Origin of the sequence: Rhodanobacter thiooxydans (assembly GCF_021545845.1) — a bacterium.
Classification (GTDB): domain Bacteria; phylum Pseudomonadota; class Gammaproteobacteria; order Xanthomonadales; family Rhodanobacteraceae; genus Rhodanobacter.
Window position 1 is genome coordinate 3,037,954 of the sequence record NZ_CP088923.1, and the last position, 23,038, is coordinate 3,060,991.

Annotated in this window: 25 protein-coding genes; 11 read left to right on the plus strand and 14 right to left on the minus strand. The window is 67.5% G+C overall.

Annotated features, from left to right (window positions below):
- Positions 1–266: 266 nt before the first annotated feature.
- Positions 267–2,135 carry a molecular chaperone HtpG gene (gene htpG, locus LRK53_RS13765; RefSeq protein ID WP_027493961.1) on the minus strand — a complete coding sequence of 623 codons (1,869 nt, stop codon included), beginning with the start codon at positions 2,133–2,135 and terminating at the stop codon, positions 267–269.
- A gap of 148 nt (positions 2,136–2,283) precedes the next feature.
- Positions 2,284–3,177, minus strand: a complete 894-nt coding sequence (gene htpX / locus LRK53_RS13770; protein WP_027493962.1) for a protease HtpX — start codon at positions 3,175–3,177, stop codon at positions 2,284–2,286.
- A 126-nt stretch (positions 3,178–3,303) separates the two neighbouring features.
- Here htpX and gluQRS point away from each other — a divergent pair, with 126 nt between their 5' ends.
- From gluQRS to LRK53_RS13785, 3 genes are all read left to right on the plus strand, one after another.
- Entirely contained in the window at positions 3,304–4,170 is an 867-nt protein-coding gene (gluQRS, locus tag LRK53_RS13775; protein ID WP_235642325.1) for a tRNA glutamyl-Q(34) synthetase GluQRS, read from the plus strand.
- Between the two features lie 110 nt (positions 4,171–4,280).
- Positions 4,281–5,021 carry an acetoacetyl-CoA reductase gene (gene phbB / locus LRK53_RS13780; RefSeq protein ID WP_027493964.1) on the plus strand — a complete coding sequence of 247 codons (741 nt, stop codon included), beginning with the start codon at positions 4,281–4,283 and terminating at the stop codon, positions 5,019–5,021.
- Between the two features lie 208 nt (positions 5,022–5,229).
- Positions 5,230–6,162, plus strand: a complete 933-nt coding sequence (locus LRK53_RS13785) for an SEL1-like repeat protein (protein ID WP_027493965.1) — start codon at positions 5,230–5,232, stop codon at positions 6,160–6,162.
- Between the two features lie 98 nt (positions 6,163–6,260).
- Here the strand turns inward: LRK53_RS13785 and LRK53_RS13790 are convergent, their stop codons facing one another.
- Entirely contained in the window at positions 6,261–7,112 is an 852-nt protein-coding gene (locus LRK53_RS13790) for a tRNA threonylcarbamoyladenosine dehydratase (RefSeq protein ID WP_027493966.1), read from the minus strand.
- 74 nt (positions 7,113–7,186) lie between these two features.
- Here LRK53_RS13790 and LRK53_RS13795 point away from each other — a divergent pair, with 74 nt between their 5' ends.
- Positions 7,187–7,576: a cytochrome c gene (locus LRK53_RS13795; protein WP_027493967.1), complete on the plus strand. Its 390-nt coding sequence runs from the start codon at positions 7,187–7,189 to the stop codon at positions 7,574–7,576.
- A 55-nt stretch (positions 7,577–7,631) separates the two neighbouring features.
- Here LRK53_RS13795 and LRK53_RS13800 read toward each other — a convergent pair whose 3' ends face one another.
- The 6 genes from LRK53_RS13800 to LRK53_RS13825 all read right to left on the minus strand — a co-directional run bounded on the left by LRK53_RS13800 (position 7,632) and on the right by LRK53_RS13825 (position 11,766).
- Positions 7,632–7,934, minus strand: coding sequence for an Mpo1-like protein (locus LRK53_RS13800; protein WP_027493968.1), 303 nt, complete (start codon positions 7,932–7,934; stop codon positions 7,632–7,634).
- Between the two features lie 149 nt (positions 7,935–8,083).
- Complete coding sequence (locus LRK53_RS13805; RefSeq protein ID WP_027493969.1) at positions 8,084–8,959, minus strand: pirin family protein; 876 nt, start codon at positions 8,957–8,959, stop codon at positions 8,084–8,086.
- A 17-nt stretch (positions 8,960–8,976) separates the two neighbouring features.
- Entirely contained in the window at positions 8,977–10,035 is a 1,059-nt protein-coding gene (locus tag LRK53_RS13810; protein WP_027493970.1) for an NADH:flavin oxidoreductase/NADH oxidase, read from the minus strand.
- Positions 10,036–10,088: 53 nt separating this feature from the next.
- Positions 10,089–11,006 (minus strand): alpha/beta hydrolase family protein, encoded by a 918-nt coding sequence (locus LRK53_RS13815; RefSeq protein WP_027493971.1) that lies wholly within the window; start codon positions 11,004–11,006, stop codon positions 10,089–10,091.
- A gap of 84 nt (positions 11,007–11,090) precedes the next feature.
- Positions 11,091–11,300: a cold-shock protein gene (locus tag LRK53_RS13820; RefSeq protein WP_007507924.1), complete on the minus strand. Its 210-nt coding sequence runs from the start codon at positions 11,298–11,300 to the stop codon at positions 11,091–11,093.
- A gap of 256 nt (positions 11,301–11,556) precedes the next feature.
- Entirely contained in the window at positions 11,557–11,766 is a 210-nt protein-coding gene (locus tag LRK53_RS13825; RefSeq protein ID WP_008433536.1) for a cold-shock protein, read from the minus strand.
- A gap of 323 nt (positions 11,767–12,089) precedes the next feature.
- Here LRK53_RS13825 and LRK53_RS13830 point away from each other — a divergent pair, with 323 nt between their 5' ends.
- Positions 12,090–12,560: a hypothetical protein gene (locus LRK53_RS13830; RefSeq protein ID WP_027493972.1), complete on the plus strand. Its 471-nt coding sequence runs from the start codon at positions 12,090–12,092 to the stop codon at positions 12,558–12,560.
- A 38-nt stretch (positions 12,561–12,598) separates the two neighbouring features.
- On the opposite strand, the gene LRK53_RS13835 is transcribed toward LRK53_RS13830, so the two are convergent.
- A complete protein-coding gene (locus tag LRK53_RS13835) occupies positions 12,599–13,834 on the minus strand; it encodes a winged helix-turn-helix domain-containing protein (RefSeq protein WP_027493973.1) in 1,236 nt (411 codons plus the stop codon).
- A gap of 180 nt (positions 13,835–14,014) precedes the next feature.
- Between LRK53_RS13835 and LRK53_RS13840 the strand changes: the two genes are divergently transcribed.
- Complete coding sequence (locus LRK53_RS13840) at positions 14,015–14,458, plus strand: hypothetical protein (RefSeq protein ID WP_027493974.1); 444 nt, start codon at positions 14,015–14,017, stop codon at positions 14,456–14,458.
- Positions 14,459–14,573: 115 nt separating this feature from the next.
- On the plus strand, positions 14,574–15,668 hold the full coding sequence (locus LRK53_RS13845) for a phospholipase A (protein WP_235642326.1): 1,095 nt from the start codon (positions 14,574–14,576) through the stop codon (positions 15,666–15,668).
- Between the two features lie 67 nt (positions 15,669–15,735).
- Here LRK53_RS13845 and LRK53_RS13850 read toward each other — a convergent pair whose 3' ends face one another.
- Together LRK53_RS13850 and LRK53_RS13855 are read right to left on the minus strand one after the other, a co-directional pair.
- Complete coding sequence (locus LRK53_RS13850; protein ID WP_027493975.1) at positions 15,736–16,218, minus strand: FKBP-type peptidyl-prolyl cis-trans isomerase; 483 nt, start codon at positions 16,216–16,218, stop codon at positions 15,736–15,738.
- An 89-nt stretch (positions 16,219–16,307) separates the two neighbouring features.
- Positions 16,308–16,793, minus strand: a complete 486-nt coding sequence (locus LRK53_RS13855; RefSeq protein ID WP_027493976.1) for a glutathione peroxidase — start codon at positions 16,791–16,793, stop codon at positions 16,308–16,310.
- A gap of 116 nt (positions 16,794–16,909) precedes the next feature.
- Here LRK53_RS13855 and LRK53_RS13860 point away from each other — a divergent pair, with 116 nt between their 5' ends.
- The 3 genes from LRK53_RS13860 (at position 16,910) to LRK53_RS13870 (ending at position 19,608) form a co-directional block, all read left to right on the plus strand.
- Positions 16,910–17,920 carry a methionine ABC transporter ATP-binding protein gene (locus LRK53_RS13860; protein ID WP_027493977.1) on the plus strand — a complete coding sequence of 337 codons (1,011 nt, stop codon included), beginning with the start codon at positions 16,910–16,912 and terminating at the stop codon, positions 17,918–17,920.
- Positions 17,917–18,594, plus strand: a complete 678-nt coding sequence (locus tag LRK53_RS13865; protein WP_027493978.1) for a methionine ABC transporter permease — start codon at positions 17,917–17,919, stop codon at positions 18,592–18,594. Before LRK53_RS13860 ends, LRK53_RS13865 begins: the two co-directional genes overlap by 4 nt.
- 222 nt (positions 18,595–18,816) lie before the next feature.
- Positions 18,817–19,608: a MetQ/NlpA family ABC transporter substrate-binding protein gene (locus LRK53_RS13870; RefSeq protein WP_027493979.1), complete on the plus strand. Its 792-nt coding sequence runs from the start codon at positions 18,817–18,819 to the stop codon at positions 19,606–19,608.
- A 36-nt stretch (positions 19,609–19,644) separates the two neighbouring features.
- Here the strand turns inward: LRK53_RS13870 and pncB are convergent, their stop codons facing one another.
- On the minus strand, positions 19,645–20,829 hold the full coding sequence (pncB, locus tag LRK53_RS13875) for a nicotinate phosphoribosyltransferase (protein ID WP_027493980.1): 1,185 nt from the start codon (positions 20,827–20,829) through the stop codon (positions 19,645–19,647).
- A 332-nt stretch (positions 20,830–21,161) separates the two neighbouring features.
- On the opposite strand from pncB, the gene LRK53_RS13880 reads away from it, so the two are divergent.
- Positions 21,162–21,968 carry a cytochrome c gene (locus tag LRK53_RS13880; protein ID WP_027493981.1) on the plus strand — a complete coding sequence of 269 codons (807 nt, stop codon included), beginning with the start codon at positions 21,162–21,164 and terminating at the stop codon, positions 21,966–21,968.
- Positions 21,969–21,982: 14 nt separating this feature from the next.
- On the opposite strand, the gene LRK53_RS13885 is transcribed toward LRK53_RS13880, so the two are convergent.
- Positions 21,983–23,020: an aminopeptidase gene (locus tag LRK53_RS13885; RefSeq protein ID WP_027493982.1), complete on the minus strand. Its 1,038-nt coding sequence runs from the start codon at positions 23,018–23,020 to the stop codon at positions 21,983–21,985.
- Between the last annotated feature and the right edge of the window lie 18 nt (positions 23,021–23,038).

Here is a 23,038-nt window from a genome sequence, read left to right on the forward strand (position 1 = left end):
CTCTTTTGGTTACTTTTCTCTTGGTCACGCAAGAGAAAGTGACTCGATCACCAAAGGCGGACGAAAGCTTCTTGGCCACGAACGACAAGGGCAAGTGCGATGCCGGCCTGCGCCGGCATGACGGTGTGGGGGAGATGACGATGACGCGATTCCGGCCTTCGCCGGCATGACGAACGTTGATGGATGGAGTGACGAGTAATCGAGGATGACAGCAGAGATAAGGCCGCCAGATCGGCGGCCTTGCACATCAGCAACGCGCTCCCGCCTCACCCCATCAACACCCGATTCATCCGCTGCACGAACGCTGCCGGATCCGGCAGCTGCGCCCCGGCGGAAATCTCCGCCTGCTCCAGCAGCAAGATGGCGAGATCGCGGGCCCTGCCTTCATCGGTTTCCGTCTCGACGCGCTTGACCAGCGGATGCTGCGGATTGATCTCCAGCGTCGGCTTCGACTCCGGCATGTCCTGCCCCGCTTCGCGCAGCAGGCGCGCCAGATGCGGCGCCATCTCGTAATCGGAAAGGGCCAGGCACGACGGCGAATCGGTGAGGCGGGCGGAAACCTTGACCTCGCCCACGCGGTCGCCCAGCAGCTCCTTCAGCTTCTTCAGCAGCGGCTCGGCCTCCTTGGTGGCCTCTTCCAGCTTCTTCTTGTCGGCCTCGTCCAGCGGCAGGTCGCCCTTCGCCACGTTCTTGAGCTTCTTGCCTTCGTACTCGCTCAAGCTGCCGATCATCCATTCGTCGATGCGGTCGAACATCAGCAGCACTTCGATGTTCTTGGCCTTGAACGCTTCCAGCTGCGGGCTGCCGGCGGCGGCGGCGTAGCTGTCGGCGGTGATGAACCAGATGGTGTCCTGGCCCACGGCCATGCGGCCGATGTAGTCGTCGAACGAGACGGTCTGCTCGATGCCTTCGCCCTTGGTGCTGGCGAAGCGCAGCAGCTTGGCGATGCGCTCGCGGTTGTTGGCGTCTTCGCTGATGCCTTCCTTGAGCGTGTTGCCGAAGGCTCTGTAGAAGGTGGCGAACTTCTCCGGCTCATCCTTGGCCAGCTTTTCGATCAGGTCGAGCACGCGCTTGACGCAGGCGGCCTTGATCCGCTCGAGCTGGCGGTTGTGCTGCAGGATCTCGCGGCTGACGTTGAGCGGCAGGTCGTCGGCGTCGACCACGCCGCGCACGAAGCGCAGGTAGTTCGGCAGCAGCTCCTCGGCGGCGTCCATGATGAAGACGCGCTTGATGTAGAGCTTCAGGCCCTTGCGCTCGTCGCGGCCGCCCATCATCAGGTCGAACGGCGGCTGCGACGGCAGGTACAGCAGGGTGGTGAAGCTCTGGCTGCCTTCGACGCGGTTGTGCGTCCACGCCAGCGCGTCGTTGAAGTCGTGGCCGAGCGACTTGTAGAAGCTCTGGTAGTCCGCGTCGCTGATCTCCGACTTCGGCTTGGTCCACAGCGCCGAGGCGGCGTTGATGGTCTCGAATTCGTCGGTGGGCTTGCCGTCCTTTTCGGTTGGCATGCGGATCGGGAACGCCACGTGGTCGGAGTAGCGGGTGATCAGCGCGCGCAGCTGCCAGCGGCTGAGGAACTGATCCTCGCCGGCCTTCAGGTGCAGGATCACGGCGGTGCCGCGCTCGGCCAGCTCGACCGGTTCCAGGGTGTACTCGCCCTTGCCGTCGCTTTCCCACTTCACGCCCTCGGCGGCCGGCGTATCGGCGCGACGGCTGAGCACGGTGACCTTGTCCGCGACCACGAAGGCGGAATAGAAGCCCACACCGAACTGGCCGATCAGGCGCGCGTCGGCCTTCTGTTCGCCCGACATCGCCTCCAGGAAACGGCGTGTGCCGGAGCTGGCGATGGTGCCGATGTTCGCCACCACCTCGTCGCGGCTCATGCCGATGCCGTTGTCGCGCACGGTGACGGTGCGCGCATCCGGATCCCAGCTGACGTCGATGTGCAGTTCGCTGTCGCCGGCCATCAACTCGGGCTTGGCGATCGACTCGAAGCGCAGCTTGTCGCAGGCGTCGGAGGCGTTGGAGATCAGCTCGCGCAGGAAAATTTCCTTGTGCGAGTACAGCGAGTGGGTGACCAGGTGCAGTACCTGGGCGACTTCGGCTTCGAATTTGCGGGTTTCGGCGGGTGCGTTCATGCGTGGATGTTCCGTTGTTGCGTTGACGTTTTGGATCGTCATTCCGGCGCAGGCCGGAATCGCACTTGCGTCTTTGCGTGGTCGTACTGGAAATGCGATTCCGGCCTGCGCCGGAATGACGAATGTGGGGTCTATGGTGCAACCATTCTTACGCGCTGCGCTGCAGCGCGGCGATGCGCTCCTCCAGCGGCGGGTGGCTCATGAACAGGCGCCTGAAGCCGTCGGCCAGCGGACCGGAGATGCCGAACGCGGCGATCGTCTGCGGCAGCGTGTTCTCGCCGTGGTTGGCCTGCAGCCGCTGCAGTGCCGAGATCATCGCACCGCGGCCGGCAAACTGCGCGCCCGCCGCGTCGGCGCGGAACTCGCGCCAGCGCGAAAACGCGGCCACGATGACCGAGGCGAACAGGCCGAACACCAGCTGCAGCACAATCACGGTCACGAAATAGCCTATGCCGGTACCGCCTTCGCGGTCGTCGCGACCGCCGCTCATCCAACTGTCGACCAACCGGCCCACGATGCGCGCGGCCAGGATCACCAGCGTGTTCAGCACGCCCTGGATCAGGGTCAGGGTGACCATGTCGCCGTTCGCCACGTGGCCGATCTCGTGGCCGAGTACGGCGCCGGCCTGCTCGCGGTTCATCTGTTGCAGAAGACCGGAGCTGACCGCCACCAGCGAGCTGTTCTTGGTCATGCCGGTAGCGAACGCGTTCATTTCCGGCGCGTCGTAGATCGCCACCTCGGGCATGCCGATGCCGGCGTTCTGCGCGTGGCGGCGCACGGTGTCGACCAGCCAGCGCTCGGTCTCGTTCTGCGGCTGCTCGATCACCCGCGCGCCGGTGGACATCTTGGCCATCCATTTGGACATCGCCAGCGAAATGAAGGCGCCGCCCATGCCGAACACGGCGGCGTAGGCCAGCAGGCCGCCCATGCCGCCGTAACCGCGGGCGGCGGCCATCTGGTCGATGCCGAACAGGCGGAGGACGATGCTCAGCAGGAGCAGGACGGCAAGGTTGGTAGCAATGAACAATGCGATGCGACGCATGGCTGTCTCTCTGTGGCAGTCATGAAGGAAACGGAAAAACCGTGGCTCAAGATTCGGGGCGCAAGCGACCGCTTTCAAGGGTTGCGGGCGGCGACCGGGCACGCGCCGCTACCCTAGAATGCGCCGATGATCCACCGCGGTCGCTTCGCCCCCTCGCCCACCGGGCAACTGCACTTCGGCTCGCTGGTCGCCGCGGTGGGCAGCTGGCTGTGCGCGCGGCATGCCGGCGGCGAGTGGCTGCTGCGGGTGGAAGACATCGACCCGCCGCGCGAGGTTCCCGGCTCGGCCGCCGGCATCCTCGCCGCGCTGCCGGCGTTCGGCCTGGTCGCCGACGCGCCGGCGTTGTTCCAGTCACGGCGCATCGCCGCCTACGACGCGGCGTTCGAACAGCTGCGCGTGGCCGGCCAGGTGTTCCCCTGCTGGTGCAGTCGCAGCGAACTGGCCGGCGCCGGCGGCATCCACCGCGATGGCCGCTGCGTCGCACTGCCGCAGCCCGGCCAGGCGCCGGCCTGGCGATTGCACGTGCCGGATATCACCATCGCCTTCGACGACGCGCTGCAGGGTCCGCAGCAGCAGAACCTGCGCGACGACGTGGGTGACTTCGTGGTCCGCCGGGTCGAGGGCCTTTATTCCTACCAGCTCGCCTGTGTGGTCGACGACGCCTTCCAAGGCATCACCGAGGTGGTGCGCGGGCAGGACCTGCTCGACTCCACCGCGCGGCAGATCTGGCTGCAGCGCTGCCTCGGCCTGCCCACGCCGGGGTATCGCCACCTGCCGCTGGTGCTCGATGCGGAGGGGCGCAAGCTGTCGAAGTCCGAGCGGGCGTTTCCGGTCGACCCGGCCGATCCGCTGCCGGCGCTGCGGCGGGCGCTGGCGTTCCTGCGCGTGCCGGCGCCGGCCATGGCAGCCGATGCCGGCGACCTGCTGGCCCAGGCGCTGGCCAACTTCGAGCCGGCGGATTTGCCGCATTGCAGCGGTCACTCTTTCGCCTGAAACGCTATAAATGCCGGACGCGCCGGCGCCTGGCGACAGCGGCTGAAACATGCCCTCGCCATGCTCCGGCGCGACAGTCCACGCTTCACCTGCACAGGAGTTCCAAGGACATGACGCAGCGCACGGCATTGGTCACAGGCGGCACCGGCGGCATCGGCAGCGCGATCGTTCGCTACCTCGCCGGACAGGGACATCGGGTGGCCACCAATTATCGTGACCCGGGCAAGGCCGAAGTCTGGCGCAAGGCGATGGCGGCCGATGGCATCGAGGTGTGCATGGTGTCCGGCGACGTCTCCGACCCCGTCGCCTGCGCGGCGATGATCCAGGCGATCGAGGAGAAGTGCGGCGCGGTCGACATCCTGGTCAACAACGCCGGCATCACCCGCGACACCACCTTCCACAAGATGAATTACCAGCAGTGGACGGACGTGATCAACACCAACCTCAACGCCTGCTTCAACGTCACCCGCCCGGTGATCGAGGGCATGCGCGCGCGCAAGTGGGGCCGCATCGTGCAGATCAGCTCGATCAACGGCCAGAAGGGCCAGTACGGCCAGGCCAACTACGCCGCGGCGAAGGCCGGCATGCACGGCTTCACCATCTCGCTGGCGCAGGAGAACGCGAAGTTCGGCATCACCGTGAATACCGTCTCGCCCGGCTATGTCGGCACCGACATGGTGATGGCGGTGCCGGAGGAAGTGCGCGAGAAGATCGTGGCGCAGATCCCGGTCGGCCGCCTCGGCAAGCCGGAGGAGATCGCCCACGCGGTGGCCTTCTTCACCGGCGACCAGGCCGCCTGGATCACAGGCGCCAACCTGGCGATCAACGGTGGGCATTACATGGGCTGGTAAGCGAGCAGGCGCGTGCGGATGAGCGGGATGTGCGCGGTCACGGAGCGCACCGCGATCACCGCAAGCCCCCGGACACATCCTGTGGAGTTCGATCGCGGGACGCTCCAGCGAGCGGATGGCGAGCCGGCATGACCTGGGCCGGGCTTGCATCACCGATCACCCCAGGCGTATATCCCATGGTCACCAACCTGGTGAAAGGAGATCGCTCATGGTCATGGAACGTGTTTCCGGCACCTGCGCATGGATGCTTGCTGGCCTGGCGCTCACCATGGCGCTGCCGGCCTGGGGGCAAAGCGGCGCCGCGGCTACCAGCACCCCAGCTTCTCCAGCCTACCTTCCCTCCACCGCCGCGCCCTCGTACGACAGTGACCCGAACTTCGGCGCCTCGCCGAACGAGGACTTCACCAGCCCCGAGAGCGATGCCAGGCCGGGCGTGTATTTTTTCAGGATAGCCGCCCGCGCCTACGAGCAGAAGAACTACCGCTACGCGATCGACATGTACAAGGTCGCGGCGTCATGGGCGTACAAGCCGGCCGAATACAACCTCGGGGTGATGTATTACCGCGGCCAGGGGGTGCCGGTGGATCGGCCGCTGGGCGCCGCCTGGATGGTTCTGGCGGCTGAGCGCAACACACCGCAATACGTCGCGACGCGCAACCTGATGATCACGCCGCTGAGCGAAGCCGACTTCGCCCGGGTCGATACTCTGTGGAACCAGCTGAAGCCTACTTACGGCGACGCCACCGCCCTGCACCGGGCCAAGGTGCGCTGGGCCCAGGTGCGCGCAGGCATGACCGGCTCACGCACCGGCGGCGCCACCGGGCCGCTGAAGGTCGGCTCGACAGGCGGCCCCTCGGCTCCCAGGACGGGCAAAAGCATGACGGGCACGCCCTTGCATACGGACACCACAGGCTTCGAGATCACCAGTGGGCATGACATGCATGGCGTGGTGGCCTATCAGCAGTTCCGCGAAAGCGACAATCCCTACGACCCGAAATTCAAGACGGATCCGGTCGGCACCACCTCGGTGGGCGCCCTGATTCCGGTTTCCGCCAGCGAGGGCAAGGCGGCTACGGACAAGACCCCGGATGACAAGACCTCGGATGGCAACCCACCGGCCGACAAGCCTGGCAATTTGTAGCCATTCTCCGCCCGGACGCGAGAACCGCATGGCGAGTTTGACCTGACGCCGGCCGGCCGTCTCTACATGTGGACACGGGCGCGCGCGCCCGTGTCCAGTCACCCCATCAGCTTCTCCAGCACTTTGCCCACCGCCGCGAACGCGAAGGCGCCGGTGACATGGGTGGCCGCGCCCAGCCCACCGCCGCAGGCCAGGTTCATCGCGTCGCCGCCGGGCGGGCGGGTGCCGCAGACCGTGCCGTCCGGTTGCGGATACTGCACGTTCTGCAGCGAATAGACGGCTGAAACGCCGAAATAGCGATCCGGGTTGCGCGGAAAGTTGAAGTCGGCGCGGAGCTTCTTGCGGATCAGGCTGAACATCGCGTCGTGTTCGGTGCGCGAGAGGTCGCGCACGCGGATCTGGGTCGGGTCGGTACGCCCGCCGGCCGAACCCACGCTGACGATCGGCAGCTTGCGCCGGCGGCACCAGGCGATCGTTTCGAGCTTCACGCGGAACGCGTCGCAGGCGTCCAGCACCACGTCGTAGCCGCGGTCGAGCAGTTCATCCAGCGTGGACGGGGTGAGGAAACGCTCGACCGCCTCCAGCCGGATAGTCGGGTTGATCGCGTGGGCGCGCGCCGCCATTACGCCTACTTTGGGCTTGCCGTACTCGCCGTCCAGCGCGTGCAGCTGGCGGTTGGTGTTGGACACACAGACCTCATCGGCGTCGATCAGGGTGAGCTGCCCCACGCCACTGCGCGCGAGCGCCTCGACCGCCCACGAGCCGACGCCGCCGATGCCGATCACGCAGACGTGCTTGCCTGCCAGCGCGGCCACGCTGCCGCTGCCGTACAGCCGCTCGACGCCGGCGAAGCGTTCGGCCGGGAACGTCGCCGCGCCGGTGGTGCCGCCGGGCGGGTGCGTGGTCGTATCTGCGTGGGTCACCGGGGAATCCTGTTGCAAAGGCGCCATTTTATCGTGCCTGCGCGGATGACGTGCGACGGGCCGCGCTATCCTGCGGGTTTCCCAACCTCGGAATCGTAGCGATGCGTGCAGCCCTGCTGATCCTGCTTGGCCTGGTGATCGGTGTGATCGGCACGGCCAACGTGATGAATGCGCTGGCCGCGCGCAACCCGATGCCGAAGGCGGTGATGGAAACCATGGGCTACCACGTGGGTGAACTGAAGAACGCGATCAAGGCGAAGCAGTGCGACCCGGCGAAGGTGCAACATCACCTGGCCCGCCTGGAGTCCACCGCCAGCGACGTCATGCCGGTGTTCGGCATCGACGAAAAGGCCTTCACCGACGATGCCACCCAGTTGCAGGAACGCCTGCACCAGGCCGTGCAGGCCGCGCCAGCGAGCTGCGAAGCGGTGACGGCCGCGATCGAGCCGGTCGGCGAGACCTGCAAGAGCTGCCACCAGCAGTACCGCTGAGGCGAAGAGCACCCCACCCCGGCCCTCCCCTGCGAGCAGGGGAGGGAGAAAATCGTCAGAAGCGGATCCTGCCGCGCAGCATCTGGCCGTACATCACCCAGTCGCCCATCAGGCTGTACAGCGGGTGTTTGAACGTGGCCGGGCGGTTCTTCTCGAACGCGAAGTGACCGATCCAGGCAAAGCCATAGCCGAACACCGGCGCCAGCCACAGCCAGCGCAGCTGACCACTTGCCAGGGCCAGCACGATCACCGCCAGCACCAGCGTGCTGCCGATGAAGTGCATCCGGCGGCAAATGCGGTTGCCGTGCTCGCTGAGGTAGAACGGATAGAACTCGGTGAAGCTGCTGTAGCCGGACATGTTTCTGCTCCGCGGCGGGACGCGCCGATTCTGCCACTCAACCGATCCGTGCGCGCTGTAGGGCGGGCACTGCCCGCCGGCCTTTGCCTTGTTGAAGCCGAGAGCGGCGGACAGTGTCCGCCCTACGAGGCAAGGCAATCCGCGTGCGCCTACTCCGGCAGCGGGATGAATTCCTTGTCGTCGCCGGCCACTTTCGGGAAGCGCCCCTCGCGCCAGTCGGCCTTGGCCTGCTCGATGCGCTCGCGCGTGCTGGCCACGAAGTTCCACCACAGGTGCCGTTCGCCATCCAGCGGCGCGCCGCCGAACAACATCAGGCGGCTGGCCTCGTGCGCACGCAGCGTCGGCGCCGACGGGCCGGCCTGCACCGCCATCTGCTGCGCGCCAATCTCCAGCTCGCCCCAGCGCACCGCGCCCTCGACCACATGCACACCGCGCTCGGCGTGTTCCGGCGGCAACGCCAGTTCGGCGCCGGCCTCCAGCCGCACTTCGAGGAAAAACATCGGCGCGAACACCTTCACCGGCGAACGTTCGCCGTAGGCAGTCCCCGCGATCAACACCGCCTCGACGCCGGACTGGCGAATCCGCGGCAACGCGTCGCTGTCGTGATGGTGGAATTCCGGCGCCACCTCGGCGTCGGCCTGTGGCAGCGCCACCCAGACCTGGATGCCATGCAACAGCTGGCTGCCCTGACGCGCCTCCGGCGGCGTGCGCTCGGAATGGGCAATGCCATGGCCGGCGGTCATCCAGTTCACCGCGCCGGGGTGGATATCGGCCAGGCTGCCAATGCTGTCGCGATGGCGGATCACGCCGTCGAACAGCCAGGTCACCGTAGCCAGGCCGATGTGCGGATGCGGCCGCACGTTCATGCCGTTGCCGGCGGCAAAGGTGACCGGCCCCATGTGGTCGTAGAACACGAACGGGCCGACGTGCCGCGCCAGCAATACCGGCAGCATGCGGCGCACCATGAAGCCGTCGCCGAGGTCATGCAGACGGGTACCTTCGATCAGGGCAGGTGCAGCGTCCATCACGTTCTCCTCGATGATTACCAGGCCCGCTGATATTGCACTGGCGGGTCGATCTTCGCACCCAGCCGCTGTGCCGCGCGCCGCGGGAAGTACGGGTCGCGCAGGCTCTCGCGCGCAATCAGCACCACGTCGGCCTCGCCGGTGGCGACGATCTGTGCGGCCTGCTCCGCGCCGGTGATCAACCCCACCGCACCGGTGGCGACACCGGCCTCGCGGCGGATCTGCCCGGCGAACGGCACCTGGTAACCCGGCCCCAGCGGAATCTTCGCGTGCGGCACCAGGCCGCCGCTGGAGACGTCGATCAGGTCCACGCCCAGCGCCCGCACCTGGCGCGCCAGCTCCACGCTTTCCGCCGCCGTCCAGCCGCCGTCGGCCCAGTCCGTCGCCGAGATGCGCAGCCACAACGGCAGTTCGGCCGGCCACGCCTCGCGCACGGCAGCAAGCACCTCGCGCAGCAGCCGGGTACGGTTGTCGAAGCTGCCGCCATAGCGATCGTCACGCCGGTTACTCAGCGGCGACAGGAACTGGTGCAGCAGGTAGCCGTGCGCGGCGTGCACTTCAACCAGCTCGAAGCCCGCCGCCAGCGCGCGCCGGGTGGTTTCGCGAAAATCCGCGATCACCGTCTGGACGCCGGCCTCGTCCAGCGCCTGCGGAACCTGCCAGCCGTCGTCGAACGGCAGCGCCGAGGGCGCCACGATGCGCCAGTCGCCCTGTCCGCTCGGCACCGGGCCGTGCCCTTCCCACGGCCGCAGCGTGCTGGCCTTGCGCCCGGCGTGCGCCAGTTGCACGCCGGCGACCGCGCCATGCGCCTTGATGAAGCGGGTGATCGGCTGCCAGGCGTCCACCTGGGTCTGGTTCCACAGGCCGGTGTCCTGCGGCGAGATGCGGCCTTCGGCGGAGACCGCGGTGGCCTCGGCGATCACCGCCCCCGCGCCGCCCACCGCGCGGCTTCCAAGGTGCACCAGGTGCCAGTCGTTCGGCACGCCGTCGACGGCGGAGTATTCGCACATCGGCGAGACCACCAGGCGGTTGCGCAGGCTCAGGCTGCGCTGGGTGAACGGATCGAACAGTTTCATAGGGGGTATCCGGTGACGTGGGTACCTCGACATGCAGTCGGGCCCGCGCCGAATCAACCCGCCGCGCTGTCGCCTGCGACAAACGCTGCGTCCGGCGCGGCCAGCCAGTCGGCAATGCGCGCGGCGACCGGCACGGGCGTCCCCATCCAGCCGAAATGGTCGGCCGGCTGGCCGCCGAGGTCGTCGCGTGCGATCGTTTCCACGCGCCGTGCGCCCGGCCCCAGCTTGCCCAGCAGCCACTCCAGCGACGCCGCTGGACCCAGCCAGTCCTCCTGCAGCCGCAGCGCCAGCAACGGCAATGGCAGCGCGGCCAGCTGACGTTCGAAATCCTGCGTCATCCCGCTCGCCGCGTAGCGGCCAGTGCGCCCGCTGCGCGCCCAGTCGGCGATCACCCCGCGCGCCTCGTTGCCGCCGAAGCCGAGCCGCCGTCCGGGCAGGTAACCCATCAGCCCGGCCAGCAGGGGCGCCAGCACATAAGCCTGCCGAATCAGCCCGCCATGCCGGAAGCATCGCCAGTACGGCGAACCGCTGGCCACCAGCAGCAAGCCAGTGAAGTCGCACGGATGCAGGCTGGCGTAGAGCAGGCCGAGCTGGCCGCCCAGGCTGTGCCCGCCGAGCAGGCAGCTCGCCTGCGGCCAGCGCTGGCGCACGGTGGCTAGGCCAGCGGGCAGGTCGTCCTGCAGCAACTGGCGATAACCCCAGTTGCTACCACGGCCGGCGCGTCGGTCGCTGGAGCCGATGCCACGCCACTCGTGCAGCACCACCGCGATGCCCCGCGCCGCCAGCGCTTGCGCCAGCGGCAGGTAATGCCGGGCCGGTATGCCCATCGCCGGAATCCAGTACAGCAGGCGCTGCCAAGCCGCGGCCGGACACACGGCCAGCAGTTCGAAACGGGCACCGTCGGCGGCGGTTGCCGGAAGCACCAGCGACTCAGCCGCGGCGGGGATGCTGTCGATGGAGGGGTCGGCCATGGCTGCAGGCTAGCGAATTGTCCCCGCCACCACAAAAGAGAGGCCGGCTTGCGCCGACCTCTTCAAACGGATGCCGTCACCGCCTCAGACCGGGGTGACGTCTTCGGCCTGCAAGCCCTTCTGGCCGTCGACGACCTTGAAGCTCACCTTCTGGCCTTCCTGAAGGCTTTTGAAACCCGAGCCGGTGATGGCGCGGAAATGCACGAATACGTCAGGGCCGTTCTCACGGCTGATGAAGCCGAAACCCTTGGCGTCGTTGAACCACTTGACGGTACCTACTTCACGATCCGACATGACTCACTCCGATCCTATCCAGACGCTGAGACAAACCGGCCCCTGCGGGCCGACGTTTACTGAGCATGCAGGGTCCGGTGCAACAGTCGGATTCAGGAAATCCTTACCGGGCACTCACGTAGCCAAGCAGACGCAGCGGCCCAAGCATAACGGATTTTCAGCCGGCGAGTGATTTGTCAAGCGGGCTGCCGGGGACATTATCCAGGCCGGAAAAAACCGGGCATCCCTGTCCGGTTTTTGCTGCATCGCAGGGCGCTCAGGCGGGGGTCACTTCCTCGGCCTGCAGACCCTTCTGGCCCTGCACCACCTTGAACGAGACCTGCTGGCCTTCCTGCAGGCTCTTGAAGCCGCTGCCGGTAATGGCGCGGAAATGCACGAAAACGTCCGGGCCATTGTCGCGGGCAATGAAACCGAAGCCCTTGGCGTCGTTGAACCACTTGACGGTACCCACCTGACGATCAGACATGTTTAATCACTCCACAGGGTTTATGGACAGCCGCCGCGAGGCGACCGGCCGGCTTGACTGGTGTGCAAGGAAACAACCCAGGGGTGAACGATGAGGCAGATCGCGGATCGGCAGCATCGGGCCACAAACTCTGCTGACCCCGGCAAACTCAGTGGACGGATCATAACGGCACAACCGGGCCGAACGGAATGGAGCCGGTTCACCGTTCCGCACCGCTGCGGCGACAAATTCAGATTTTCTTGACCTTCGGCGCAGTCTAGTGGCAGACAGTCCCCGGATCCGCCCGCCACCCGGCCGGCACGGTCGCCACCTGGAGAAGAGCCATGCCAGCACTGTCCCGCCTGATCCTGACCAGCGCGCTCGTAGGCCTGCTGGCGGCTTGCGGCGCGCCCCATGAGACCACACGGACCACGACAACGGCCAGCGCCAGCGCGGCAAGCCCGTCCGTGTCCGCCCACAAGGCTTCCCCTCAGCGGGAACGGGAGCGTGCCCGCAGCGCTTCCAGCAAGCCCGCCGCCGCCAAACCCGACCTGTCCGAGGACACCGGCATCGCCGCCTGCGACGACTACCTGGCCAGCTATCTGGCCTGCCATCGCGCGGCGGCGATCTTCCCGCAGAACCAGTTGCAATCCCGCTACGAGGCGATGCGCAGTAGCCTGCTGCGCGACTCGAAGAACCCAGACATCCGGCCACAGCTGGCGGCGCGCTGCAACTCGCTGGCCAGCCAGCTGCGCCAGGCCCTGCACGGCAAGTCGTGCGCGGAGAATCCCGCACCCGGGAGCGGCACACCGTAGATCGCTCGGGATCCGGGATCAGACAGGAAAGATGCCCGTCAGCCCACGTGCCGCCATGCCGCGCGCAACGGCCGCGCCAGCGCGGCCGGCGAAGTGCGCCCCAGCCGGATCTTTGGGGTGCCGTGCCAGCGCGCGGTATCGGCGATCGCTGCGGCCACCGCCTGCACCAGTGCCGGCTGGGGCGACACCCCGGGCTCCAGGAACACGGCCTTGACCTCGAACACGCCGCTGTCACGGTGGGCCTTGGCGTCGAGCCGGCCGATCAGCCGGCCCCGATGCAGGATCGGCAGCACGAAGTAGCCGTAGCGGCGCTTCGGCGCCGGCGTGTAGCACTCGATGGTGTACTCGAAACCGAACATGGCCTGGGCGCGCGCCCGGTCCCATACCAGCGGGTCGAACGGCGACAGCAGCACGGTACGCGTGGCGCGCAGGCGCCCCGCCAGTGCCTGGGCCAGCGTTGCGGCATGGTCGCGGTGCACATAGCCGGGAGTGTGCCAGCCCTCCACCGGCACCGCCAGCAGTTCGCCGCTGGCCACCAGCGGCGCCAGTTCGCGCTCGCCGACCTTCGGCTTCAGGCGGAAGTAGTCGGCGACCCAGGCCGCCTGCGTCACCCCCAGCGCACGCACGCTGTCGAGGATGAAGCGTTCGCGCTGTTGCGCCGCCGAAGGCGCAAAGGCCGGATCGAACGGCGGCTCGAGCCGGGCCAGCACGTTTTCGGCCAGATCGTAGACGCGCTGGAAGTTGTCGCGCCGCGCCACCATCAGCTCGCCCAGTGCGAACCACGCCTCCAGCCAGCGCTTCTCCGGTTTCCACTCCCACCAGCCCGCCTTGGCGACGCCGGCCCTGCGCGAGAAATCGGCTGCCCGCACCGGGCCGGAGGCACGAATCGACTGCAGCAGCGCATCCATGTCGGCACGTTGCTCGCGGTGCATGCGCGCCGCATGGCGATGCGCCCAGTGATGCGCGCGGTGATCATGGCCGCCACGGTGCCAGGCGACATCGGCGGCGCTGACAAAACATGCCTCATGCGCCCAGCACTCGGCCAACCGGCCTTGCGCGAGCGCCTCGTCCAGCCAGGCCGCCGGGTAATCGCCCAGGCGCGAATGCAGCACCAGGTAGGGGCTGCGCGCCACCACGTGGATGGTGTCGATCTGCAGCAGGCGCATGCGCGCGACCGCCGCCACCACGTCGTCGCGCCGGGGCCGTCGTCGCGGCGCCTGCAGCAGGCCCTGCGCCGACAGCTGCAGCGCCCGCGCCTGCGCCAGGCTCAACACGTGGCCATCACCTGAAGCGGCGCCCAATGGCCGCCTGCCTTCACGACTTCGTGACCTGGATATTGAGTCGGCATTTACAAGGCCCCTGTTAGCGTGAAACGCGAATCGGCAGGAGAACGCCCGCTCGATGGAGTGCAGGGCACCGCACAACTCCGCCGATCATTCTGGCATGGAGTACCGATGATGAAATCCCGCAAGCCATTATTGAGCGCCCTCGCCGCCGGCACCCTGCTGTTCGCCGGCAGCCTGATCGCGCAGCAGGACATGCCGCCGCAGACGCCTCCGCCATCGCCCACGGACACGGCGCCGCAACCGCTGCCGCCGCAAACCGTCCCGCCGACACCGCCAGCGGCCGGCACGGCGGCAGCGGCACCGACCAGCCAAGTCGACACGGCCACCATGAACACGCCGGCGGGCCAGTTGGAGGTGCGTTCGAGCATGCCTCCGCCCCCGCCGGCCGGCCCGGCGCCGAGTTTCGAGCAGCTGTCCGGTGGCGGGAAATACATCAGCGAGGAACAGGCCTCGGCCTACCCCCTGCTTGCCAATGACTTCCTGCACGCCGACCGCAACCGTGACGGGCGCATCAGCAAGAGCGAGTACAAGCGCTGGACCGACGACAAGTGAGCCTCCACGCCACAGACGCCGGTCGCACGCGCGGCCGGCGTTTTCATGTGCCGATCACCGCCGTCCGCGCTCGCTCCGCTAAACTGGTCCGCCGACCCGCCAGGAACTTTCCTCCATGAAACGTCCGACCGCGGCCGTCCTGATGGCGCTGTGCGCCGGCGCCCTGGCCAGCGCCGCGCACGCGCAGAACCCCGACCCCACCGACATCCGCGCCTGCACCGCGATCGAGAGCGATGCCCAGCGGCTGGCCTGCTACGACCACGCCACCGGCCGGGTCAACCTGCCGATCGCGCAGAAGCGCATCGACCAGACCACCGCCACGCCGGGCATTTTCAGTCGCGATCATCCGAAGGTCTCCGCCAGCGCGGAAACCAACCGCGAAGTGGCGACCCCACTGTCGCTGCTCGACAGCCGCTGGGAACTGTCACCGGAAAGCAAGCTCGGCACCTTCAACATCCGCGGCTACAAGCCGGTCTATGCGCTGCCGGTTTTCGCCACCAGCAACCAGAACAAGCGACCGCACAGCCCGAACCCGGACAACACCGTGCCGGGCCCGGGAGAACAGCTGGACAACGCGGAGATGAAGTTCCAGCTCAGCCTGAAGACCAAGCTGTGGCAGGGCGTATTCGGCGACGCCGGCGACCTGTGGGTGGGCTATACCCAGTCCTCGCGCTGGCAGGTGTACAACGCCAAGGCCTCGCGGCCGTTCCGCGAAACCAACTACGAGCCCGAGGCGATGCTGGTGTTCGACACCCACTACCAGGCGCTGGGCTGGGAGGGGCGGATGCTCGGCATCGGCTTCAACCACCAGTCCAACGGCCGCAGCAATCCGCTGTCGCGCAGCTGGAACCGGGTGATCGCCAGCGTCGGCTTCGAGCGCGACGGCTGGGCCGTGATGCTGCGCCCGTGGTGGCGCGTCCCGGAGGCGCGCCGCGACGACAACAACCCCGACATCAGCGACTACATGGGCCGCGGCGAGATGCAGGTCGTGCACGAATGGCGCGGCCAGGAGTTCGGCATGCTGCTGCGCCATTCGCTGCGCGGCGGCAACCGCAGCCACGGCTCGGCGCGCTTCAGCTGGAGCTTCCCGGTCGCCGGCAACCTGCGCGGCTACATGGAGGTGTTCAAGGGCTACGGCGAAAGCATGATCGACTACAACCACAACGCCACCTACCTCGGCCTGGGCGTGTCGCTGCTCGACTGGTATTAGGGCGGAGGGTGGAACGGCGAAGGCCCGGTGCAAGCACCGGGCCTTCGCGTTGCGGCAGCAGCCGCGATCAGTGGTGGTGGCCGCCGGCGCCGTGTACGTGGCCGTGCGCCAGTTCTTCCGCGGTGGCGCCGCGCACGTCGGTCACCTCGATGGCGAAGTGCAGGGTCTTGCCGGCCAACGGGTGGTTGGCGTCGATGAACACCACGTCGTTCTCGACCTTGGTGACGGTGACGTTGACCTGGCCTTCCGGGCCGTTGCCCTGGAACTGCATGCCGGGCTGGATGTCCTCGACGCCCTGGAATGCCGCGCGCGGCACTTCCTGCATCAGCTCCTCGTGGCGCACGCCGTAACCTTCCTCGGGCGCCACGTGGGCGGTGAACTTGTCGCCGGCGGCGCGGCCTTCCATCTGTTTTTCCAGGCCCGGCACGATATGGCCGCTGCCATGCAGGTAGGTCAGCGGCTCGCGGCCCGCGGAGCTGTCGATGACCTGGCCATCGTCGTCGGTCAGCGTGTAATGGAAGGCGGCAACGGCGTTCTGGGCAATCTGCATGATGGTCTCGTGAAAGGTTCGGCGCCACCCACCGGCGACGAGGACCGGCAAGGTTAGCAGAAGCGCATCAGGCCGCCATGATCGGACCGTCAACCGCCCAGCCGGGCCCGCGTGTCCTTGCCGATCTTTTCCGGCGTGTCGGTAGAGGCGTAACGCTTCACCACCTGGCCGTCCGCGTCGACCAGGAACTTGGTGAAGTTCCACTTGATCGACTCGCTGCCGAGAATGCCCTTGCCTTCGCTCTTCAGCCATTTGTACAGCGGATCGGCGTGCTCGCCGTTGACCTCGAGCTTGGCGAACAACGGAAAGGTCACGTCGTACTGGGTGCTGCAGAACGTCTTGATCTCGGCCTCGTCGCCGGGTTCCTGGTGGCCGAACTGATCGCACGGGAAACCGAGCACCACCAGGCCCAGGTCGCGCTGGTCCTGCCACAGCGTCTCCAGCCCCTGGTATTGCGGGGTGAAGCCGCATTTGGATGCCACATTGACGATCAGCAGGGTCTTGCCGCGCCATTCGGCAAGCGAGCGCGGGTTGCCGTCGATATCGCGAACGGTGAAATCGTAAACGCTGGACATGGACGGACTCCGTCGTGATGGATCAATCCCGCAGCATACGCCACCGCCGCCGCTGCCCGTGGCACAGCTTCCCGTGGCATAGAATGGCGCACCCGTCCGCAGGCCACTTCCCCGCCGTGATCCGCTTTGTCGATGTCCACAAGTCCTACCGCGTCGACGGCAGGGACATGCCCGCGCTGCAGCCGTTCAGCCTCGACATCATGGACGGCGAGGTGTTCGGCATCATCGGTCTGTCCGGTGCCGGCAAATCGACGCTGATACGGCTGATCAACCTGCTCGAACGGCCCAGCGGCGGGCGCATCTTCGTGGGCGACACCGAGATGACCACGCTGGCCGAACCGGCGCTGCGCGCGCAGCGCCGGCGGATCGGCATGATCTTCCAGCACTTCAACCTGCTCGCCTCGCAGACGGCGGCGGACAACGTGGCGTTCCCGCTGCGGCTGACCGGCGAACGCGACGCCGGCGTCATCCGCGCGCGCGTCGACGAACTGCTGGCGCGGGTGGGATTGGCCGCCCACGCCGACAAGTACCCCTCGCAACTTTCCGGCGGCCAGAAGCAGCGCGTCGGCATCGCCCGTGCATTGGCCAACCGGCCCACCGTCCTGCTGTGCGATGAGGCCACCAGTGCGCTCGACCCGCAGACCACCGCCTCGGTGCTGGAACTGCTGGCCGAGATCAACCGCGAGCTGAAGCTCACCATCGTGCTGATCACCCACGAGATGGACGTGGTACGCCGCGTGTGCGACCGCGTGGCGGTGCTCGACGCGGGCGCCATCGTCGAGCGCGGCGCGGTCGCCGACGTATTCCTGCACCCGCAGCACCCCACCACGAAGCGCTTTGTCAACGAGGCGCTGCCCGAGGAGGCCGCCAGCGAACTGGCGCCGTTCACCCGGGTCGACGGCCGCATCCTGCGCCTGAGCTTCCGCGGCGACGCCACGCTGAGTCCTTCGCTGAGCCGGGTGGCGCGCGAGACCGGAGTGGAGTTCAACCTGCTCGCCGGGCGCATCGACCATATCAAGGAGCTGCCCTACGGCCAGCTCACCCTGGCGATGCAGGGCGAACGGACGGACGCTGCACTGGCCATGTTGCGCGAGGCCGGTATCGAGATCGAGGAGCTGCACCGATGAACCCGCTGCAGAAACTTTTTCCAAACATCGACGACTGGGGCGAGATCGGCCGCGCCTGCGTCGACACCCTGCTGATGCTGGGCGGTTCGCTCGCCCTCACCGTGCTGATCGGCCTGCCGCTGGGCGTGCTGCTGTACCTCACCGGCAAGGGCCAGCTGCGGCCGATGCCGAAGCTCTACGCCATCACCTCGCTGCTGGTGAACATCCTGCGCTCGGTGCCGTTCATCATCCTGATGATCGTGCTGATGCCGCTCACCTACGCCCTGGTCGGCAGCAAACTGGGCATCCGCGGCGCGATCCCGCCGCTGGTGATCGGCGCGGCGCCGTTCTTCGCGCGGCTGGTGGAGACCGCGCTGCACGAGGTGCAGCGGGGCGTGATCGAAGCCAGCCAGGCAATGGGCGCCAGCCTGTGGCAGATCGTGCGCCACGTGCTGCTGCCGGAAGCCCGCGGCGGCCTGTTCGCCGGCATCACGGTCACCGCGATCGCGCTGGTCGGCTACACCGCGATGGGCGGCGCGATCGGTTCCGGCGGCCTCGGTGACCTGGCCTACCGCTACGGCTATCTCAGCTACAAGTCCGACTACATGCTGGTCACCGTGGTGTTGCTGATCGTACTGGTGCAGGCACTGCAGATGCTCGGCGACCACATCGTGACGCGTTATAAGCGAAGCTGATCGGTTATTTGCGCGTGGCGGTACGGGCGGCCTACTTTTGTTGGCCGCCACCGGAAATCACCGCCATGAGCCTGCTGCTCGCCGCCGTCGCCGCTATCCTGGCCCTGCTCCTGCTGGCCGGATATGCCAAGCCGAAGGCATGACGCGCGAGCCATGCCAAGCCAGGATTGTGTTTGGCGGTATAGACGGCTTATTATTGTGCGCCGCACAAACGAATTCCCCATGAAACTCCTACGCGCCGCCTTCGTCACCGCCCTGCTCCTGCTGGCGGGCTGTTCCGCACCGAAGGAGGACGGCCAGACGCTGCGCGTGGCCGCCACCGCGATCCCGCACGCGGAAATCCTCAAGCAGGCCAAACCGCTGCTGGCCAAGGAAGGTGTAGACCTGCAGGTCAAGGTGTTTGCCGACTACGTGCAGCCGAACACCCAGCTGGCCGAGAAGGCCATCGACCTGAACTACTTCCAGACCAAGCCCTACCTGGATGCGTTCAACCGCGAGCGCGGCACCCACCTCGTCGTCATCACCGGCGTGCACATCGAGCCGTTCGGCGCGTACTCGAAGAAGTACAAGAACATCGACCAGTTGCCCGACGGCGCCAGCGTGACGCTGCCGAACGATCCCAGCAACAACAGCCGCGCGCTGCTGCTGCTGGCGAAGCACGGCCTGATCACGCTGAAGGACCCGACCGACCAGATGGCCACGTTGAAGGACATCACCGCGAATCCGAAACACCTGAAGTTCCGCGAGCTGGAAGCGGCGATGCTGCCGCGCACGCTGGACGAGGTCGACCTGGCGCTGATCAACACCAACTACGCGCTGGCCGCCGGGCTGAACCCCACGAAAGACGCGCTGCTGATCGAGGACAAGGACTCGCCCTACGTGAACTACCTGGTCGGCCGCCCTGACAACCAGAACGACCCGCGCGTGCAGCAGCTGGCCAGGGTGCTGCACAGCCCCGAGATCAAGGCGTTCATCGAGCAGAAGTACCACGGCGCCGTGCTGCCGGCGTTCTGACGCCCTCCCCTGCAAAGCAGGGGAGGGGCACAGCGATCAGCCCTGCGACGCGGGAATCTGGAACACCTTCCGCAAATACGCCACGTAGGCCTCGTCCTCGCACATGTTCTTGCCCGGCGAATCGCTCAGCTTGGCCACCGGCTGGCCGTTGCAGCGGATCATCTTGATCACGATGTTGAGCGGCTCGGGGCCCACGTCGTTGGTGAGGTTGGTGCCCACGCCGAACGAGAGCTGGCAGCGGCCGCGGAAGTATGCGTACAGCTGCATCACCCGGGGGATGTCCAGGGCGTCGCTGAACACCAGCACCTTGCTGCGCGGGTCGACGCGATTCGCGGCGTAGTGCGCCAGCACCCGCTCGCCCCAGGCGAACGGGTCGCCGGAGTCGTGGCGGGTGCCGTCGAACAGCTTGCAGAAGTACATGTCGAAGTCGCGCAGGAACGCGTCGAGCCCGTAGACGTCCGACAGCGCGATGCCGAGGTCGCCGCGGTACTCCTTCGCCCACGCCTCCAGCGCCGCCACCTGCGAGTCGCGCAGGCGCGGCCCCAGCGCCTGGTGCGCCTGCAGGTACTCGTGTGCCAGCGTGCCCAGCGGGGTCAGGTTGAGCTTGCGCGCCAGCCACACGTTGCTGGTGCCGGCCAGTTGCTCGCCCAGCCCGTCGCGCAGCGCGGTCACCGCCTCTTCCTGCCACACCCGCGAGTAGCGCCGGCGCGTGCCGTAGTCGGCGATCTTGCAGCCCTCGTAGCCGGACGCGTCATGCAGCAGGGCGATCTTCGCCTGCAGTCGCTGGCGCCCCTCGGCAAGGTCGAGGCCGCCGCTGGTCCTGCGGAAGTACACCTCGTTGACGATCGCCAGCAGCGGCACCTCGAACAGGATGGTGTGCAGCCACGGCCCGCGGATGCGGATCTCGATCTCGCCGTTGGCCGCCGCGGCCGGTGCGATCTCCACATACTTCTCGTTGAGCTGGAACAAGCCCAGGAAGTCCACGAAATCGCTCTTGATGAAACGCCACGTGCGCAGGTAGTCGAGCTCGTCCGGCGCGAAACGCAGCGAACACAACCCCGCCAGTTCGGCGCGGATCTCGTCGATGTACGGCACCAGGTCGATGCCAGGCGTGCGGCACTTGAAGCGGTATTCGACCTGGGCGGCCGGATACTGGTGCAGCGCCACCTGCATCATCGAGAACTTGTACAGGTCGGTGTCGAGCAGTGATTCGATGATCATCGGCGGCAGGGAGCGGAGCGGGACGGCCATTATCCACTCGAACCGCGCGGCTTGTTCCGCCCAAAAAGAAACCCCATCAGCCAGGGGAGGGCTGATGGGGTTTGTCAGGCGGCATCCAGGGGAGGAATGCCGGCCCCTCAGTGGTGCGGTGGATTGCGCCACTTCCTGTCGCCGTCACGGCGATACACCTGCTTAGTGTGGCCGCCGGCAGGTGAGTTCAACGTGCACAGCGGCGCTCGTTCAGCTTTCCGACAGGCTTGCCGTCACGAGACGGACGGGACGGTTCGCGCGTACGCCGCCTACAATTTCTTCTTCCTCTCGCGGGATCGACCATGAAGCTGCTCGCCGTATACCTGCTCGCGCTGTGCCTGGCCCTGCCCGCGGCAGCGGCCGAGCTGAAGGTCGACCTCGGCCATGGCGTGATGGCCTACAACAGCGAAACCCTGCTCAGGCGCCCCGACGCGCGCACGATCGACGTACCCGCCGACGTGGCATTTCGCCGCACGATGCATTACCGCGCGGTGCCGCTGGCCGCACTGCTCGACGGCATCGCTCCCGGCGACCACCTGCAGTTCGTGGCTGGCGACGGCTTTGCCGCCGAGATTCCCGCTGCGCTGCTGCTGAACACGCAAGGCAGCGAAGCCTGGCTGGCGATCGAGGACCCGGCCCGACCGTGGCCCGCGTTGCCTGGCCACGGCCGGGCCGGACCGTTCTACGTGGTGTGGACGCGCCCGCAGGCTGCCGGCATCGGCCCGGAACAATGGCCGTACCAGCTGGCCAGCATCCGCAAGCTGGCCGACGTGGCCGCGCGCTTCCCGGCGCTCCTGCCCGATCCCTCGCTGCCGCCGGACAGCGAGGTGCGGCGCGGCTTCGCGGTATTCCAGCGTACCTGCCTCGCCTGCCACACGCTCAACGGTCAGGGGGATGCGAAGCTCGGCCCGGATCTGAACATCCCGCACAATCCCACCGAGTACCTGCGCGCCGACCTGCTGCGCGCATTCATCCGCGATCCGCAGTCGCTGCGACGATGGCCGCAGGCGAGGATGCCCGGGTTCGACACGCATGCGCTGTCCGATGCCGACCTCGACGCCGTGCTGGCCTACCTGCGGCACATGGCGGGACGCAGGCACGGCAGCTGAGGCGACCGCGCCATTCACCGCCCGGCCGCCGCCCCGGCCTGCCGAGAATCGCACAATGCCTGCAGTGCCTGTTCGCGCTGCGCCTTCGGTTCGCGCGCCAGCTTGCGCACGCTGGCGTAGAACGCCGGCCACTGCCCCTCGGCCTGGCGGAACAGCACGGCGAATGCCGGCGTCCACTGCTCGTACAGGCCGAACGGCAGCAGCCGCGCGTTGTTGATCGGCTGCGCGATCCAGGCGTCGTAGCGGTGATCGCCCGGCCAGTCGCGCTCGCGCCACTGCGCATAACGGACGCGGAACGCCGCGATCTCGCGCTGTTTGCCCGCCTCCATCGCCGCCGCGTCCGCACTGCCGGCGTACAGCGCCGCCAGGCGCGTGCGCAGGTCCAGCACCAGGCGGGTGAAGCCCCGTTCCATCGCGTGGACGCGCTCATCCGGCGGCGGCAGCCCGCGTGACTGGCGCCATTCGCGCAGCCCCTCGGTCTGCACGAAGGTCGCGAAGGATTCGTTGAACGCGGTGTCGCCCTTCACGTAGACCAGTTGGTGCGCCAGCTCGTGGAAGATCGTGCCATCCAGCTCATCGTCGTCCCAGCGCAGCATGCTCGACAGGATCGGATCGGCGAACCAGCCCAGCGTGGAGTACGCCGGCACGCCGCCGATCCACACGTCGTCGCCGCGCGCATGCAACCGCGCTGCATACTCCTTCGCCGCCGCCTCGCGGAACCAGCCGCGATAGGCCACGCAGCCGCTGATCGGGAAACACTGCGGCACGGCCTGCACCGAGTAGCGCGGCGTGGCGAACACGTTCCACACCACGTAGGGCCGATCCAGCGCGACGTACCCGGTGTAGCTGCGGTTGTCCGGCAAGGCCAGCCGCTGCGAGGCGAACCGGCGCGCCCGCTGCGCCTGCTGCAGCCGCGCGGCGAGCTGCGGATCGGTGGCCGGATCGCGCAGCAGCTTGCTTACCGCACGCCGGTGCACGACCAGCTCGCCCTGCCCGTGCACCGCCTGCGCGTAGTAGCGCAGGCTGCCGCAGGCGCACAGCAAAAGGCCCATCGCCGCGATGGCGATGAG